Consider the following 17631-nt stretch of genomic DNA (forward strand, 5'->3'; position numbering starts at 1 on the left):
CAAATGTATGCACGTAATCTAGCTTGGATGCTCTGCCTGTTGCTCGCAGGCGTGGGGGCGGGGGGCTATGCCTGGGTGACGCCTGATTTTGATGCCTCGGGATTGCCTCGTGTGCTGTGCTATCTTTTGCTGGGGGGGGCAGGTATGCTAAGCGTTTTTTTGTTTCCCCGCTTTCAGCGTCGGCGCTCTGTTGTATTCGCAATTTGGATACCAGCGATTTTGTTGCGGGTCGTGCTTTTGCCGACTGCGCCTTCAGATGATGTGAGTCGATATCTGTGGGAGGGGCATCTAGTGAGTGAAGGGATCAGTCCATATGCACAAACTGCTGATGCGGAATCCCTTCGTCAGTATCGTGATGCACAATGGGTGCAGATGAATCACAAAGACCAAGCGACTGCCTATCCGCCATTGTCGGAGTTAGCTTTTGCTGCGGTGGTGTCCGTTGCGTATCATCCGCTTGCATTTAAGCTATTTTTTGTGATCGCGGATCTATTAACTTTGGCGGCAGTGTTACGCCTGTTGCAAGTGCGCGGGCTGTCACTCCAGTATTCTGGATTTTATGCACTTTCACCGGTTGTATTAATCGCCTATGCGGGGGAAGGGCATTTTGATGCACTGATGGTGGCCGCTTTGATGTGGGGCTTTTGGGCGGCGGCTGTGGGCCGCGATAAGTGGGCGGTGTGTTTCGTCTCCTTGGCCACTGGAGTAAAGTGGATTACTCTGCCCTTGCTACCATTCTTTATTTGGGGACAGAGGAAGCATTCCGGCGAATCTACATTCTTAAATCGGGTGTACCGACGAAGCCCATATCTCTTACTTTCTTTAGTGATCTTGCTTTTGCCGACGATTTATTTTGTGCCATCCTTGCCCGCTTTGTTCGCAGGCCTGTTTAAGTTCGGGGGCACGCGTAGTTTTAATGGTCCTATTTACGATTTATTGCTGTTGGGCATCGGATTACCACGAAGCTTGTGCTCGGCGCTTGTGATGTTTCTTTTCGCATCTGTTTGCCTCTGGCGATGGCATGAGCGGGAGCAGTCCACCTTGGATGCGCATGGCCGCTGGATTCTGGGAGCTTTAATCGTTTTGTCGCCGACAGTACATTTCTGGTATCTTGCTTGGATTTTACCTCTAGTATGTCTGCGGCCAAGTTTGCCTTGGATTTTGCTGTCTTTGAGTAGCGCTGTCTATTTCATGGTCTGGTCAAATGATGTGTGGGGACTCAGCTTGCTACAGCGTTTTGTGTTCTGGTTGCCCTTTTTTACTGCTTTGTGTTACGAGTGGTGGAGCACGCGCGGGCGTGTTGTATTGCCCTGTCAGCGTCCCAGGGATGAAGTGGTCACAGTCTCGATTGTAATACCGACTTTGAACGTTGCGGATCAATTGTTGGGAGCTTTGCAAAGTGTGAGCGCGCAAAGTCTCATGCCTTGCGAAGTCATCTGTGTCGATGCTGGCTCCAGAGATGCCACGTTGAAACTGGCCCGGCAGAGTGAACTTGGTGTACGCGTCATTCAATCAGAGCAGGGGCGAGGGCAGCAGATCGCTACGGGCGTTGCCGCGGCCACCGGGACATGGGTATGTATCTTGCATGCCGATGCGGCACTAGCGCCCACGGCCATTGAGCAGTTGAGCCGAAGTGTGCGCGCGGATCCATCGGTTTGCGGGGGTGCCATGGGGCAGCGTTTTGAGCAGGCACAAGCGGAACTGCTGCCGATTGAACTGTTGAACGATGCGCGTGCATTGTTTACGCGCACCGCATTCGGAGATCAGGTTCAGTTTTTTCATCGTGATACAGCCTTACGGTATCAATTGATGCCGCGACAACCACTGATGGAGGATGTGGAATCGAGCTGGCGTTTGCGAGAGACTGGCGGTTTTCTATTTTTGAATCTTCCCTGTGAGGTGTGTCATCGTAGCTGGAAAGCTTCGGAGTGGTTGACGCGATTCAGATTGGTTATGCGTCTGGTTGCTCGCTACCGGTTCGTACGTTTGTCTAGTCGAGCTCAAGCAGAAGCTTTAAGCTATAGGCTGTACGATGAATATTATAATCAGCGCAAATAAAGTCGAGGGGTTTCATTGCTGCTTCTCAGGGATGACTCTGGAGGTGAAATATGCTAGCGGAGAGTCTCAGTTACTATTTTCCATGTCATGGTACGATCTTTGATCGAAAAAGGTTTAATATCGTTTGATGCATGTAAAAAAATAGTATAGCATGCCTTGGTTTCGTTCCTATCAATACTTTTCCCCTAACCTGTTAATGCATGCCTGAACTCAGTGAGCAGATGATTCATTCGCTTCAAGACTTGGATGAGGCGAAGCGTCAATTACAGCAGTTGAGCAAAGAGTTAAGAGATTTGCGAGCGAGTGAGATGTATCATCGCACAACCTTTAACTCTATTGGTGATGCTGTGATGACCACAGATGCGAGTGGGCGTATTTTGAAAATGAACCGAGTGGCTGAAGAGTTGACTGGTTGGACGACTGGCGAGGCCTATGGTCGAGATTCCCGTGAGGTCTTTCGAATCATCAATACCATCTCACGTGAAATAGCAGAAAGCCCCGTGGAGCGTGTTTTACGTGAGGGGGTAGTCGTTGGTTTAGCGAATCATACTTCTTTGCTTTCCAAGGATGGAAAAGAATACCCGATCGCGGATAGTGGTGCACCGATTAAAGATGATTCAAATGTCATGATGGGGGTGGTGCTCGTATTTCACGATGTATCTCTGCATTATGAGAACGAAGCCAAAATTCGTCGTAATGAACAGTTTCTTGCTTCTCTTTTGGAAAACAGTCCATTGCCGACATGGATTGCTGGAGCGGATGGTTATGTGATTCGCACGAATCCTGTCTTGTGTCAGAAACTAAATCTTTCGTCGGATGCAATTATCGGGCATTATAATCCTTTGAAAGATCCTAACTTGGAGCAGGCGGGGGTCATGCATAAGGTTCATCAGGTTTTTTATGAGAACAAAGTCGCAGTTTTCGAGTTATTATGGCAGCCTCATTTATTTTCTGAAGGGTATAATGAAGGCCATGCGCGTCATGTGAACGTCATTTTATATCCTATCACGAATGATGCGGGAGTCTTAAACAATGTGGTTTGTCAATGGGCAGATGTCACGGAAGCTAAAGAGGCCGAATTGGCCCTAGAGCATACAAAGACGCTTTTCCGTATGTCACGAGATCTGGCCGCAGTGGGAGCTTGGAGTCTAGATATACAAACTGGAGTGTTTGAGTGGTCTAAAGAGACCTTCCAGATCATGGGGCGTGATCCTGAAAAATTCTTTCCTACGCTGGAAACTGTGGATGTGGTTTTCTACGAGAATGACCAGCAAATCTGGGAAGAGCATATCAAGAAGTCTTTAGAGGAGGCGCGACCCCATCATTTTGAACTCCGAATTGTGCAGCCGGGGGGCAACGTACGCCAAATATCTGTAACAGGGAAGATGCGTTGGGATGCTCAGGGCGAGCCCACTGTCTTGTCCGGAGTGATGCGTGATGTGACTGATGAGCGGAAAAAAGAGGCTCGCCTAAAGATGATTTCAGAGGCCACTGAGAATGCATACAGTGGTTTCGATATCGTCGACCAAGATGGTAAATTTGTGTATGCAAACAAATCTTACTTGGATATGTGGGGCTATGATCGCTTGGAAGAAATCGTCGGCACTTCACCTGCGGGCCATTGTGTCGATCCAGAGATGCCCGCGCGCATCATCGCGACGGTTAAAAAGCATGGTCGCTTTGAGCAGATTTTTGAAGCCAAGCGTAAGGATGGTACTCACTTCACTGTGTTAATGAATGGTGGCATCAGTCACGATGAATATGGTCGTGAACTTTATTTTTCCTATTCTTTGGATATCACAGAGCGTGAATTGAATAATGCTAGACTGCAGCACCTAACGACAGTGCTTCGCTCTGTGCGTAAGGTGAACCAATTGATTACACGTAAGCAACCCGATGCGAATACCCTGTTGCGCGAGGTCACACGTATACTTGTGCGTGATCGTGGATACAGTTATGTTAGTTGTGCTTTGGTGGATCGGCACGGCAATGTTTCTGACTTTTTGGAATCGGCCGATCAGAGTGAGCATTGCGCTTTATCGATAAACTGTGAAATTGGGCAACCACTCACGTGTTATAATTTATTCTGTGCAAAAGATCACTGCATGCATTATAAAGACAGCTGCGATCTTTCTGCGATTCAGGCTTCTGAGGTCGAATCAAGTGATATCCAGGAGAGTCATCGCTTTTGCGGTTTGCTTGAATATGAGCAAATCGTCTACGGAGTCCTCACGATTTGCACTGCCCAAGGTGTTCAAGCCACCGAAGAGGAATTGGCTCTCTTCAAAGAAATGTGCAACGACATAGCCTTTGCACTGCACAGTATCGAACTCGAAGCGCAGAAGCAGGAAGCCTTTCAGCATATGGCGCTCGCCAAATCAGAGGCAGAGGTCGCTAATCGCGCTAAAGATGAATTTTTGGCTGTGATGAGCCATGAATTAAGAACACCTCTCAATCCTATTTTGGGTTTTACAGATTTATTGAGAAAGGGGGCGACTCCAGAAGATTTGGAGCTATTGGATATTATTTATCGCTCCGGTGAGCGACAATTGAAATTAATTGAAGCCATTCTTGATTATACACGATTGGATCAAGGTAAGCTCAATCAGAACAATACGACTTTCAATTTGTTAGAAATCTGTCGTTTGGCCTTCGATGGCATTCGTCCAATGAGCGACGGTTTAGCATACGAATTCGTCAACGGTCAGGGGGACTTGATGGCTATTAGTGAGACGCTTAAGGTCGTCCACGATTCAGAAATACTGTTACGTATTTTGAGTAACTTATTACAGAATGCATGTAAATATACCGACGAAGGCTATGTACGTTTAACGGTCGGTCAGGTGCACTCGTCCAGTTCGGATTTGCCGGAGTTTTGTTTCATCATTGAAGATAGTGGCATCGGGATTTCAACGGAATCCAAGGAGAAAATTTTTAACGCCTTTACACAGGTGGATAGCTCATGCTCCCGTGCACACGGAGGCCTCGGGTTGGGACTCGCCATTTGTAGTAAGTTGATTGCTTTTTCTAACGGTAGAATTGAGGTGTCCAGCCAGGCGGGCAAAGGCAGCACCTTTACCGTTACGCTTCCACTTGAAATTCAAGAGCCTGAGTTGCCACACTCGACTCAGCCCGAGGCTGGTGAAGGGCAAGCCGGCGGTTCTGCTGCGCTTCGCAGCTTACGTTTATTACTAGTCGAAGACGATGGCTTCAACCGTCTCTACTTTGAATCGCTGATGAAAAAAATCGGGCTCGATTATACGCTCGCCGATGGCGGTCATACTGCTATCGAGGCTTGCCGTCAAAAAAAGTTTGATGTGATTTTGATGGATTTACACATGCCTGAGCTCAGCGGTTTTGAAACCATGGATCTTATACGTAGCGAGGGGGCCAATAGAGCCACTCCCATTTATGCATTAACGGCTGACAACTCAGTCGGTATGCATGAGCAATGTTTATCGACTGGCATGGTTGATGTTTTAACCAAGCCAATCTCTCCAAATCAGTTGGAAGAGATCCTCGAAGCAATCGCTCAAAAATGATGCTAGAACTCTTGGTTACGTGAGGCTTGCTGTATCTCTTGTGAAGCTAAATGGAATCCGGCTACAAGCGCTCCGGAAGATCTCCCGCTTGCCACAGTTCGAGTAACGAGTCGATTTGTGCAAAGCTAGGTGATTCGCCCGTTCGCACAAAATAGCCGCTACAGCAGACTCCGGCTAGTAGTATGCCTAGATCGTCCAACTCGAGCAAAGCGCCACTCAGGCAACCCGCCCCAAAATGATCGCCGGCCCCGGTAGATATCAGGGGCGTTTTGACCACTGGCCCCGGAACATAGACCGTACCTTGGGCACTCGCGCAGGCGGCTCCGTCGTTCGGGTGGATCACGATGCGGTCCACTTCGATGCGTTCTTTTAAAAAGGTAGCCAAAGCCGCCACCGATTCCGGAGCTTTTTGACCATTAAAATCGCCCCCCAAATAGGCTCCCATTTGCCAAGCCTCTTTTAGGTTGAAGCTCAGCAGGGTATGACACTGAGCAGTGATCGCTGGCAGGTCTAAAAGCAGGCGCTCCAGATCTTCCCGGGGGCGTTGTTCAAATTCCGCGAGGTCCATAAAAAACGGAAGTTTCTTTTTTTTGACCCCTAATTTACTGAGTCGGCTGGCAATTTGATTCCAAATCTCGCCGACATTTGGCAGTTTGCCCCAATTCACAGCCGCGATAAAGTCGCTGTCCTTCAGTAACTGGTCCAACTCATCGGCACCGACAGTCAGTAGCAGCCGTTCCCATGTGATTTCAGAGCAGCTACGCATATCACAGAGCATGACTTTGCCATCCTCAAATTCCAGACAATCGCTATGGGCCGGTTCTGCGAGCGAGAAAAGGCGTGTCGTTTTGCTTGCCAAGGCATCTTCGAAGATTGGGAGTATCGCGTCGCGCCCCATGGCACCGATGTAGGTCAGGTCGATCTGTGAGTCATGTATTCCATGCAGCGCTGCAGTGAGCAGTGGGCCATTACCTCCAAATTTATCACCATTATGATGAACCGAGTAGGAAGCCGCGATGCCAGCCGCTGCAGCGATCTTGGGCCCTAATTCAGCCATCGTTGCCGGTTGCTCCATACGAATAAAAGTATCGATGAAGCCGTCGAAGCCCGCGATGCCTTGAGGTTTATGGCTGGAGCCCGTCTTGAGACGATCACGAATGCCGGGCAGTTCGGACGACAGTTCACTAATTGTAGAATAAATTCGGGTCTCTGAGCTCATAAGCATCTAATTAACAAAGTTTTGGAGTTATACCAAATATATTTTTAATCTTTGTAATTCTGACCGGGCACACTGGGCAGCTCCGAGGGGCCAATAAAATGCACTTTTTTCTTAATTCCTGACTTGACCCATGGGTAAGAGCTTCGCCATCTTCCCAACCTTCAATCACGCGGGTATAGTTTAGAGGTAAAACATCTGCCTTCCACGCAGAGGTCGTCGGTTCGATTCCGTCTACCCGCACCATGTATCGAGTGCCTCCTCGCTGGATTGCGAGAATTTTGGGGAATGAATTGGGGATTAGGCGCCGATGGCGACGATCACATCATCGATGGATTCGGCACTCTTGATTTGTTTGCGCAGGCGTTCAGTGCGGCAGGTCTTGGCGATGTCTGCTAGTGTGGCTAAGTGGCCTTCACTGTCGCCTTTGGGGCTGATGATGAAGAAGACGTAGTCAATGGCTTCACTCTGGCCAGGTATAGTTAGGCCTTCGCTGAGTTGAGCGACAAAGCAAATGCGGTAATCGAGGTCTTCGCAATAGACGTGAGGGATCGCGATGCCATGGCCCAGGAAAGCTGGGAAGACGCGGCCTTGTTCAGCCAAATCGGTGAGCACTTGCTCTCGCGAGATGGTGGGGACGTGTTCGTTCGCGACCTGCGCGAGTTGTTGGTAGAGGCTTTCGATGCTGTTGCACTCTAGTTTTAGGAATCCGCCACTATGGAGCGCTCGTAGTAAAAAGCCCTCTGCGCGGCGCAGGCATATAACTTCGTCTTCTGTTTTCACAATTTCTTTTAGGCTGGCGTCGTGGGGCACGGCTTTGAGTTGTTTACCACGACGGATAAAGAGCGGGTGCCAGTCGCCGGAGGCGAGGCTTTTGCCCTCTTCCCACAGCACTGTTTCGAAATTACTTTCGCCCTGTAGCAGTTCACTGCCAATTACGGCGGGGCGTGATAGGTCGCCAAATACTGACTGTCCGGTCAGTTGATCTTCGGTGGTGGGGCTGTCCAATGGGATCCAGCCAAAGACTTTTTCGTTATCCAGCACTTCACCCCAGCGTTGCATTAAGATTTGGTTTAATTCGATGTTATCGGTCAATGCGAGCACATATCCTGCGCCAAAGAGCGCCTGTTCTTCTTCGTAGAGTTTCTCGGCTTCCATGCCATCGCGCAGTAGGGCGGGCAGGCCTTCTTTTTTGGCGAGTGCAATATTGCGGGCATTGGTATCGAGTAGCAATACGTGTTGCTCATCCTGGCGCATCAGTTTACGCGCCAGTTCGCGTCCAAAATGGTGGGCGCCGATGATCACCCAGTCATTGGGAGCGGGGCGCTGGAGGCCCAGCATCTTAGCAAATAATCCTGCAGACAAGCCTTGGATCAATACTGTGGCGCAGATCACTGAGTAGACGAATGATTCCAATAGCGCCGGATCACCGACCGGATTGTCATTGTGGCTGAGGCTCAAGGCGAAGAGTGAGGCCATCGAGGCGGCGACCACGCCCCGGGGAGCCACCCAACTGAGCAGCGCTTTTTCCCGGATATTGAGCGGTGTGCCCCATGCCGAGGCTGCGATACTGATCGGGCGGATGATCAGGATCACCGAAAAGAGGACCCAGCCGCCTCCCATGGTAAAGAAGTCGATGAATTGTTGGAGCTCCAGGCGCGCAACTAATAGTAGAAACAGCATGCCGATCAGTAGGTCGACGATTTCCGCTTTGAAGGCTTTTATCTCACGTAACTGGCGCGGTTTTTTGATGCCGACAATCATGCCCGCAATCGTGACCGATAGTAGGCCGGCCTCTGGCTTAATGAGTTCGGTGGCCCCAAAGATCAGCATGGCGCTGGCGAGTGCGAAGGCATTGGCGATGTTATCCGGCACCCAGTGCTTTTTCATCATCCAGTAGATGGAGTAGCCGCCAATAAAGCCGATCGCGGCACCACTGGCCACGCGTAATAGGAAGCTCGGAATGGCGACTGCGCCGCCGCCTTCCACGACCCATTCAAAACAGAGAATCGCGGTGAATACTCCGATCGTATCAATTAACACACCTTCCCAGTGGAGGATGCTACCCAGTTTCTGTTGCACCCGAATCCGGCGCAGCAGGGGGACGATCACTGTGGGCCCGGTCACGATAATCAAGCTGCCCATCAGCAGGGCAAAGGCCGGTGAGGTATCAAAGACCAGATAGGCGGTCAAACCAGAGCCGAGCCAGGTAATGAGCACCCCCACGGTGAGCAGGCGCTTGATGACGGTTGAAGTTTCTTTAAACTCTTTTAAGTCCAGCGTGAGCGCGCCTTCGAACAGGATCAATCCCACTGCCAGTGAGACGATCATCGGCAGTAAGTCGCCCAAGGCATTGGGGTCCAGTAGCTCCAGACCTTCCGGGCCTAGAGCAAAGCCCCCCAGTAGTAGTAGGACGATGGTGGGCAATTGTAAGCGGCGCGAGAGCACCGTAAGCAAGCAACCGGCGCCGACCGCGAAACAGAGGGCCCAGAGTGCATCCTGGGAGCTGCCCATTGCGAGCTGTGTCAATGAATTCATTGGTTGTGTGTTTATATCGGGTTCACCGTTTGTCTAGCTTTGTCTAGATTAGTCCAGTTTGTGGCACATTCCGAGTGCCGGGCAGACTTCGGAGGCCTGGCCGATGACTTGTGCCGGCACGCCGGCGACGCTGGTGTGTGGGGGCACATCTTTAAGCACGACGCTGCCTGCACCGACCTTGGCGCCTTCGCCAATTTCCACATTGCCTAGAATTTTGGCCCCGGCCCCGAGTAGCACACCAGTGCGCACCTTGGGGTGACGATCGCCGCGTTCTTTGCCGGTGCCCCCGAGTGTGACCTCGTGCAGGATGGATACATTGCTTTCGATGACAGTGGTTTCGCCAGCCACAAAGCTGGTGGCGTGGTCCAGTAAAATGCCGCAGCCGATCTTGGCTGCGGGGTGGATGTCGACTGCGAAAGTCTCCGAAATCAGGCTTTGGAGGTAGAGCGCAAATTCAGTGCGCTTTTGATTCCACAAGTAGTGAGCGACTCGGTAGCAGATCAGAGCTTGCAAGCCTTTGAAGTAGAGCAGGGGGGTGAGCACGTTGGGGCAGGCTGGGTCGCGCTCGTTGACTGCAATCATATCGCAGGCCACATGTTGTAAAATGGCCGGCTGATGCAGGAAAGCTTCCATGAAGGTATCATGCAGCACCTCAATCGACGCCGAATGGTTTACCAGCTTGCGCGTCAGGCGGAAGGTCAGGCATTCCGCAAAAGATCCGCGGTGGAGCACCGTTTCGTTGAGTAAAGTCGTGAGCGCAGGTTCGCGCTCCACGATGTCATGGGCGTGACGTCGTATTTCGTTCCAGTGGGCGTCTAAGTCGATAGCTTGCATAAATTCGCAAATAGTTAGAGAGAAGTCGTCCATATGCCACGCTAAAAAAGCAGGAATCTACACAAATTACAGTGTGTGACGGGGCATATCTGTGGCAGCGGCATCATTGGACGCTTGCCAGCTCGTGAATCCGGTCATTGCAGGCGGGAATCCGGGGCATCAACTGATTTGAGTGATTTGTTACATTTCATTTACGATGAGTCGAACGGCTCTGGAATCATGCATGATTCATCTTTTAAGGCCTATTTTGCCTAATTTATGTCCTGCTTTGATTGTATCTTTCCTTAATAAAAATCTACTGAATATTTTGTTATGCAACTGCCGGTCGTTATTGACGTTAGATCGGATGCCTCCTGATACGAGCGATATTAAGGCGTTGGAAAATCTTATGTGAAAGCTGCGTCTGCAATGTGAAGAAAACCGGTCAAATGTCGCGATTTGTGACCTTGGTTAAGCTTATGTCCCAGTGTTTGACTTGTAGATTCTCCACTTCATTGATCCGCAGCTTTGATGTTTGCGGGCAGCTTCCGTGGGCATCCAACAATTTTGTGAAGAACATTTCATTCGGGATATATAAGATGAATTTCAAAAAACTATTTTTAATTGGCAGCTTCTGTACTGCGCTTGCGAGCGCCAGCACTGCGGGGCTGGTGGCGCATTGGAAACTGGACGAAACATCGGGCACTGTGGCAGCCGATGCCAGCGGCGCAGGGATCGATGGTGAGTTGACCGGTTCGATTGCTTGGGGGGCCGGCAAGGCCGGTAATGCGGCCGTTTTCCCCGGCGTATCGGGTGACTACATTGAATTTGATTCAGATGCATTGAACCTGCAGGGCTCGTTGACGCTTTCGGTGTGGGCGAAATACAATGACATCACCAATTATGGTATCTTTGCCGGTATTGATAGCTCGGGCGGCACTGCGAATGATCAGTTTGTTTTGAAAACCGCTTCTTCGGGCGATGGTCGTATCATTTTTCAGGTGACGGGGGAGGGCGGCAGTTCGGCCACCTTACACTCGACCGATACTTTTAAAAACCTGTCTGAAGCATCGGCCGACGGCTGGATCCACTTGGTTGGGGTGTATCAAGCGGGCGAGTTTGCGCGTTTATATGTGGATGGCTCATTGATGACTGAAAGCACTAATGTGCCGGCACAATTGCAGTCAAAAATCGATGTCGCGCCTTTTAAAATCGGAGCGATGACGACGACGGCGACTTCCTATTATTTGGACGGTGCTGTCGATGATGTGCAGCTTTACGATTACGCGATCAGCAGCACTGCGGTGGCTGAGTTGCATGCCGCGCCCGGCACGGCTCTGGAAGACCCCGTGAGCGGAGCGTCCGGCCGTGTCGCTTATTGGGACTTTGATGAGGGCACGGGCACGACTGCGACTGATTCGGAAAATGATTTGATCGGCACGCTTACGGGCAGTGCGAGTTGGGTGGATGGTGTCGAGGGCAGTGCGCTACAGATCGTCAATGACGATGATAGCCAGTTGCTACTTGGAGCTCCGGATGCCTTGAATATCACAGGCGCTGTAACGGTTGCCGCTTGGGTGCATCCCGATGGCATGAGCAGTTATGGAGTGATTGCCGGCATTGATCAGTCCGGTGGTGCGAGTAATGACCAATACGTATTGAAAACGACGGGGGCGACTAGCAGTTATCTCAGCTTTCAAGTGACCGGTGGCGGGGGCAGCGCGGTATCGGTGAGTGATACCCAATCAATCGTCGATCGTGCCTCTGCCAGTGAGGATGGTTGGATTCATGTGGCTGGCGTGTTCCTGCCGGGTGAAAAACTGCTGCTCTATATCGATGGTGTCGAAGTCGCTCAGAAAGCGACATCCTTGGAGAGCATGCAAAGCACCCTGAGTGAGGCGGTGCCGTTTCGCATTGGTAACATGACAGAAAGCTCAGGCTATGGTTTTAATGGAGCCATCGATCAAGTTGCGATTTATAATGTCGGGCTCGATGCCAGCGAACTTATCCAGCTTGCAGATCGCGATGGAACGTCGCCTGCAGAGGGCACATATCTCTTTTCTTTTGGTGCTGTGGCGGACCCGCAATATAAAGATTCGGATCCAGCCGGTTCGCGCTATTATCGCAACAGCCTGACGAAGTTGCCGGTGATGGTGGAGGACTTCAATACGCGCGATCTGGAGTTCGTCATTTGCCTGGGAGATTTTATTGATAACTACTTTGAGAGTTTCGAGCCGATGATGGAAATCTGGGATGACCTGGTTCACCCCAGCTATCAAGTCGTCGGTAATCACGACTTAGCGGTTGGCAGTCACACCTTGGAGGATGTCGTGGAGGCCCTTAAGATTCCCTCCAATTACTATACCTTCGTCGTCGAGGGCTGGCGTTTCTTCGTGCTCGATGGTAACGATGCGGGCTACGGTATCCACAGCGCAGAGCAATTGGCCTGGTTGCGCGACGGACTCGATGCCGCGCTGGAAAATTCAGAGCCGGTCATCATTTTTGATCACTATCCGGTCTATCCTCCCGGCACGGCCCACATCAGTCCTCAGGCCAGTGAATTGCTGACACTCTTGGCGGACTATTCCAATATCCGTGCATGGATGAATGGGCATAACCATTCGGGTGCTTACGGGCAGAGTGGGGATATACACTTTATTAATTTGGAAGGTATGGTGGAAACCGCTGACACCACTGCCTATGCCGAAATTGAGATTTGGACGGACCGCATCGAGGTTAAGGGGGAGGGCCGCGAGCCAAATCGCACACTCTACTTCCCACAATTGGCCAATGCAGATTTGGAAGTGCCGGCAGACTTTAGTGCCGGTGATGGCGGTGCCGGTGTGAGCCTGACATGGTCGGCGCTGACAGACGCTGAGGTGGAGAGTTTGGAGATCCAGCGTCGTGCGTCCGGTGAGAATGCCGGCTACGCGACAGTCGCAATACTTGCGGCGGATAGTATCAGCTATTTAGATACAGAAGTTGTTAGCGGAGTGACTTACAGTTATCGTATTCGGTCTTTGACCATTGCCGATGCCTTTTCCGAATGGTCCGATTTGGCAAGTGTCGAGTTGGGATACTTAAGCGGTTCGATTCTCGACCTAGCTGCGAATGCTGAAGATACATCCAGTATTTCGCTCACTTGGGATCTGGATTCCGCCAGCTATGATGATTTGATCCTGGAGCGTCGAGTCGGCTCAGGTGACTACCTCGTGGTGAGCAGCGCACTCGCAGGAGATGCCACGAGTTACAATGACAGCGGACTGGCTCCCAATACCAGTTACAGCTATCGTATTTCCGGTGTGAGCGGAGGGCGTCAAACAGAATGGTCCGCGGAGGCGAGTGCCCAGACCGAAGCCGCTGAGCCGATCGAAGGTGAAGCTGCGGGATTAGTCGCCTACTGGCCCTTCGATGAAGGTTCCGGAACCAATGCTGGAGATTTTTCCGGTAATGGGATTTCAGGCACCTTGCAGGCGTCTGCCGCATGGGAGAGTGTGGGGCACCGCAACGGTGCGATCCGCTTTTCCGGTAATAGTGAGGATCAAGTGCTGGTGGGCACTCCCGAGGCGCTTAACTTGACCGGTGCGGTCAGTGTGTCCGCTTGGGTGAAACCGGAAGGTGTCAGCAGCTATGGTGTGATTGCCGGTATCGATCAATCAGGCGGCGCGGCCAATGATCAGTATGTCTTGAAGACGACGCATTCGAACACCCAGCAATTAAGCTTTCAGGTGACTGCCGCCGGAGTGGGCTATACCGCCACCGATACAGTGAACCTATCCGTGCGCTCCAGTGAAGGCACCGATGGTTGGGTGCATGTCGCGGGGGTTTTTGTTCCCGGTGAATCCGTGTTGCTGTATGTCAACGGGCAACTGGTGGCCGAGCGCGCGGTGACGATTGATACGTTGCAAAGCACGCTGTCTGCAGAACGTCCCTTCCGCATCGGCAACATGTCGGTCAGTAGTGACTATGGCTTTAATGGTTTGATCGATGAGCTGCGTGTTTTCTCCGCCAGCCTGAGTGCCGAAGAGGTGAGCGCGTATGCCAACGACGAAACCGTCCCGTCAGAATTAGCCCCTTTTGTTGAAAAAGATGCGCAGTGGTTGTATCTCGATGACGGATCCGATCAGGGCACTGACTGGACAGCGACCGACTTTGACGACAGTGCATGGTCCACCGGCACGGCTGAGTTCGGCTATGGAGACGGTGACGAGGCCACAGTTCTCAGCTATGGCACAGATGCTGCCAACAAGCATCCGACCACCTACTTCCGAAAGGCCTTCGAGCTCGACTCGCTCGCTGGGATCGAAGGGATCTTAATCGAAGTGCTGCGGGATGATGGTGTGATCATTTATCTCAATGGGCAGGAGCTGTTGCGCGATAATATGCCTAGCGGCGCTGTTAATTATCAGACCTATGCTTCCTCTGCACTGGGTGGGGATGATGAAAGCACATACTTCGAGTTCAGTGTTGCCGCAGATGCGCTGGTGACAGGGCAAAATGTATTGGCCGTCGAACTACATAATAGCGACGCCAGCAGTTCCGACTTAAGCTTCAACCTGCAAGCGACTGCCATCCTGGAATCGGACAATACTCCAAAGGTGAGTGAAGCCATTATCACCGCCGGTGCCGACTGGGCCTATCTTGATGATGGGAGCGATGCCGGCACAGCATGGCGCGCCGCTGCTTTCGACGACAGCACCTGGGCGCAAGGACCCGCAAAGTTCGGCTATGGCGACTCCAACGAAGTCACCACGCTCAGCTACGGCTCCGATAGCAACGATAAGCACATTACCTACTACTTCCGCAAAGCCTTCGTGTTGGAAGATCTGGAAGGCGTTCGTGAGCTAGAGTTCGGCGTATTGCGCGATGACGGCGTGATCGTCTATCTCAATGGGATCGAAATCATTCGCGATAACATGCCCGCCGGTGAGATCAGCTCGGAGACCTTCTCCAGTAGCATCACCGACGGAGCGGCCGAGGGCACCTTCTATGAATTTAGTGTGGCGACCGATGCCCTGGTAGAGGGTGAAAATTTGCTCGCAGTAGAGATTCATAACCGCGACGGCTTTAGCTCCGACATCGGTTTCGACTTGTGGATGAACTTGCTCTCTGACCTGCATCCCGATGCGCCTATTTTCGAGAGTGAACACATCGAAACGGCCCATGCGCTTGCTGGCAGCGATTACGCCGCCAGCGTGGCCGAATACGCCAGTGATGCCGATGGCGATACCATGTATTTTGCCAAAGTCAGCGGACCGGATTGGTTGATCGTGCATGCCGACGGCAGCCTGAGTGGCACGCCTAGTGCCAGCCATTTTGGTCTCAATACCTTTGTGATTTCTGTCACCGACAATGACGAAGGCACCACTACCGTGATTCTAGAAATCATGGTGGAAGAGCCGGCTGAGTTGGCTCGCGCCGCCATGCCCGGCAGTGAGCTGGCACTGCGCTTTGCAGTGATTCCCGACACCCAGGGCAGCACGCTGGGAGTGCCGACCGATGAGGCTTCCGCCATCGCACGTGAGTTGATTGCGCAAGCGCCCGAATTTGCGATTCACGTTGGCGATGTGACCGATGGTTACTCCGGCGGTGATGCCAAGTTGACCGAGTTGGAGTATTTAAAAGAAGTGCTGGCCACTCCCTTACTGGAGAATGGGATCGGCTTCTATCCCGTGCGTGGCAACCACGATGCCAACGCATACTTGCCCACCTCCGAGGGAGAAGCCGCGTGGCAGGCCGCGTTCCCATATCTGTTCGAAGGTGAGGGTGCTGTGGTCGATCCGAGCGATGTGCCCGGCGGCAGTGAGGCATCGCCCAATCCAAATAACTTCAGTTATGTTTTGGATGCAGGGCAGGACACTTACTTCGTCTCGCTGGACCTCTGGAACGGGGGCAGCTCGGACAATTACTCCGATTGGGTGGCTGAGAAATTTGCTGAAATACGCGCGGCGAATCCCGATGCGCACATCTTCGGCTATTCTCACCCGGGCTTGTTCTCTGTGGCATCGCACCCCGCGATGACGGAATACGTTGATAGCCCGCAACCGTATTTGGAAGCTGGCAAAGCCTCACAAGTTGATGGTTGGTTTAGTGGCCACAACCATATCTACGACCGCTCGGTCGCGGTTAGCCTGGATGATGGTAATAAGCCCTACATGTTTGATTTCACCTGTGGCTCTGCTTCGGAGAAATTTTACTCGATCAGCCGTAGTCCGGCCGAGGATCAACACTTGAACTGCCTGATCGATAGCACGACGATCGCCGGGCGGCCGATTGCCTACCTACTGGTCGAGATCAACGGACCCTTTGTTTGGGTGCAGACTTATATGACGCCCGACACGGATGGCCATGGCACCTTTGATGACTGGTCGGTCTGGGATGCGTATACCTATTCCCGAAATGGATTGCAGTTCACCGTCGCTTCCGGGGAGAGCTACAATGACCGTAATATTCAAGACCGTGCGCCACTGGATGATGGCTTTATCGGAACCAGTGTCGAAGTGGTCGATGGTGTTAATAGCGATGAAACCGTGCACATCTATGGAAGCACCAGTTTTGGACAATATCGCAATATCACTACCGGTTGGTGGTCACGCGATGACTGGTATGATGCGGGCGAGAGCAAAGTCGTTTCCGATATCGTGAGTCTAAATGGCATGCGTGAGGCCCCTGGCCGCAATCGTTGCGACGCCTACACCATCAAGCTGAGCTACGATGCCAGTCGCTTATCCGCACTGGAGATTCAGTCGCTACGTATCGCCGCCTTTCTGGATGCCGATACCGCAGACAGCGATGCCGGTGATTGGCTACCCGCCGTTTCGACCACTCTCGAACTCGCAGCAGAGACGCCCCTCATGCGAGCTCCCACCGCTGAAGACAGCGTGGGCAGCTGGGGGATCGATTTGGACAATCAACAAGTCTGGGCGCGCCTTGATTACCAAGGCGACTTTGCCCTGATCACAGATGTCATAGATAGCGATGACGATGGCTTGGTGGATGCTTGGGAAATGGAGCAATTTGGCAGCCTCGCTTACACCGCGAGCCAGGATCTGGACGGCGATGGACTCGACAATGCGGCGGAGCAAATACTAGGCACGAACGCGCTGATGACGGATACCGACGGCGACCTCTTCAACGATGGAGCCGAGCTCGCGGCTGGCCTCGATCCATTGATTGCCGATACCGAGCTAAGTGACAGTGTGCTCGACTTGATTCGCACGCACAGCGAACTCCAAGCCGCAGCCGGGCTGTATCCACTCAGTGCACTGGGAGGTTTGAACTATGAGCAGACATTGATCGCACCCGATGCCGAGGGCGACTTACACTTCCGCATTCAACTCTGGAGCAACGATGACCTGTCATCCGACGACTGGATCGAACTCGGAGATGCCTTTGAGCGCACGATACAAATGAACTCCGATAAGCAGTTCTACAAGTGGGCGCTAGAGGTCGACTAGGCAGTGT

6 protein-coding genes and 1 tRNA gene are annotated in these 17631 nt (G+C 52.1%); 4 read left to right on the top strand and 3 right to left on the bottom strand.

The window, feature by feature from the left end; translation table 11 throughout:
* Positions 1 to 3 precede the first annotated feature (3 nt).
* Positions 4 to 2058, top strand: a complete 2055-nt coding sequence (locus SH580_RS20575) for a glycosyltransferase (RefSeq protein ID WP_319832695.1) — start codon at positions 4 to 6, stop codon at positions 2056 to 2058.
* Positions 2059 to 2258: 200 nt separating this feature from the next.
* Positions 2259 to 5600 carry a hybrid sensor histidine kinase/response regulator gene (locus SH580_RS20580; protein WP_319832696.1) on the top strand — a complete coding sequence of 1114 codons (3342 nt, stop codon included), beginning with the start codon at positions 2259 to 2261 and terminating at the stop codon, positions 5598 to 5600.
* 61 nt (positions 5601 to 5661) lie between these two features.
* Here the strand turns inward: SH580_RS20580 and SH580_RS20585 are convergent, their stop codons facing one another.
* Entirely contained in the window at positions 5662 to 6819 is a 1158-nt protein-coding gene (locus SH580_RS20585) for a hypothetical protein (protein ID WP_319832697.1), read from the bottom strand.
* 169 nt (positions 6820 to 6988) lie between these two features.
* On the opposite strand from SH580_RS20585, the gene SH580_RS20590 reads away from it, so the two are divergent.
* Positions 6989 to 7062 (top strand) — tRNA-Gly (locus SH580_RS20590).
* Between the two features lie 54 nt (positions 7063 to 7116).
* Here SH580_RS20590 and SH580_RS20595 read toward each other — a convergent pair.
* Entirely contained in the window at positions 7117 to 9354 is a 2238-nt protein-coding gene (locus SH580_RS20595) for a cation:proton antiporter domain-containing protein (RefSeq protein ID WP_319832698.1), read from the bottom strand.
* A gap of 48 nt (positions 9355 to 9402) precedes the next feature.
* On the bottom strand, positions 9403 to 10188 hold the full coding sequence (cysE, locus tag SH580_RS20600) for a serine O-acetyltransferase (protein WP_308948878.1): 786 nt from the start codon (positions 10186 to 10188) through the stop codon (positions 9403 to 9405).
* A gap of 578 nt (positions 10189 to 10766) precedes the next feature.
* On the opposite strand from cysE, the gene SH580_RS20605 reads away from it, so the two are divergent.
* Entirely contained in the window at positions 10767 to 17624 is a 6858-nt protein-coding gene (locus SH580_RS20605) for a LamG-like jellyroll fold domain-containing protein (protein ID WP_319832699.1), read from the top strand.
* Positions 17625 to 17631 lie beyond the last annotated feature (7 nt).

Source organism: Coraliomargarita algicola (genome assembly GCF_033878955.1).
GTDB classification, from domain to species: Bacteria; Verrucomicrobiota; Verrucomicrobiia; order Opitutales; family Coraliomargaritaceae; genus Thalassobacterium; species Thalassobacterium algicola.

What these genes read in the sequence shown, in the direction of transcription:
- cysE (WP_308948878.1), bottom strand. Translation starts at nt 10,188, where the DNA reads ATGCAAGCTATCGACTTAGACGCCCACTGGAACGAAATACGACGTCAC.
- SH580_RS20575 (WP_319832695.1), top strand. Translation starts at nt 4, where the DNA reads ATGTATGCACGTAATCTAGCTTGGATGCTCTGCCTGTTGCTCGCAGGC.
- SH580_RS20585 (WP_319832697.1), bottom strand. Translation starts at nt 6,819, where the DNA reads ATGAGCTCAGAGACCCGAATTTATTCTACAATTAGTGAACTGTCGTCC.
- SH580_RS20605 (WP_319832699.1), top strand. Translation starts at nt 10,767, where the DNA reads ATGAATTTCAAAAAACTATTTTTAATTGGCAGCTTCTGTACTGCGCTT.
- SH580_RS20595 (WP_319832698.1), bottom strand. Translation starts at nt 9,354, where the DNA reads ATGAATTCATTGACACAGCTCGCAATGGGCAGCTCCCAGGATGCACTC.
- SH580_RS20580 (WP_319832696.1), top strand. Translation starts at nt 2,259, where the DNA reads ATGCCTGAACTCAGTGAGCAGATGATTCATTCGCTTCAAGACTTGGAT.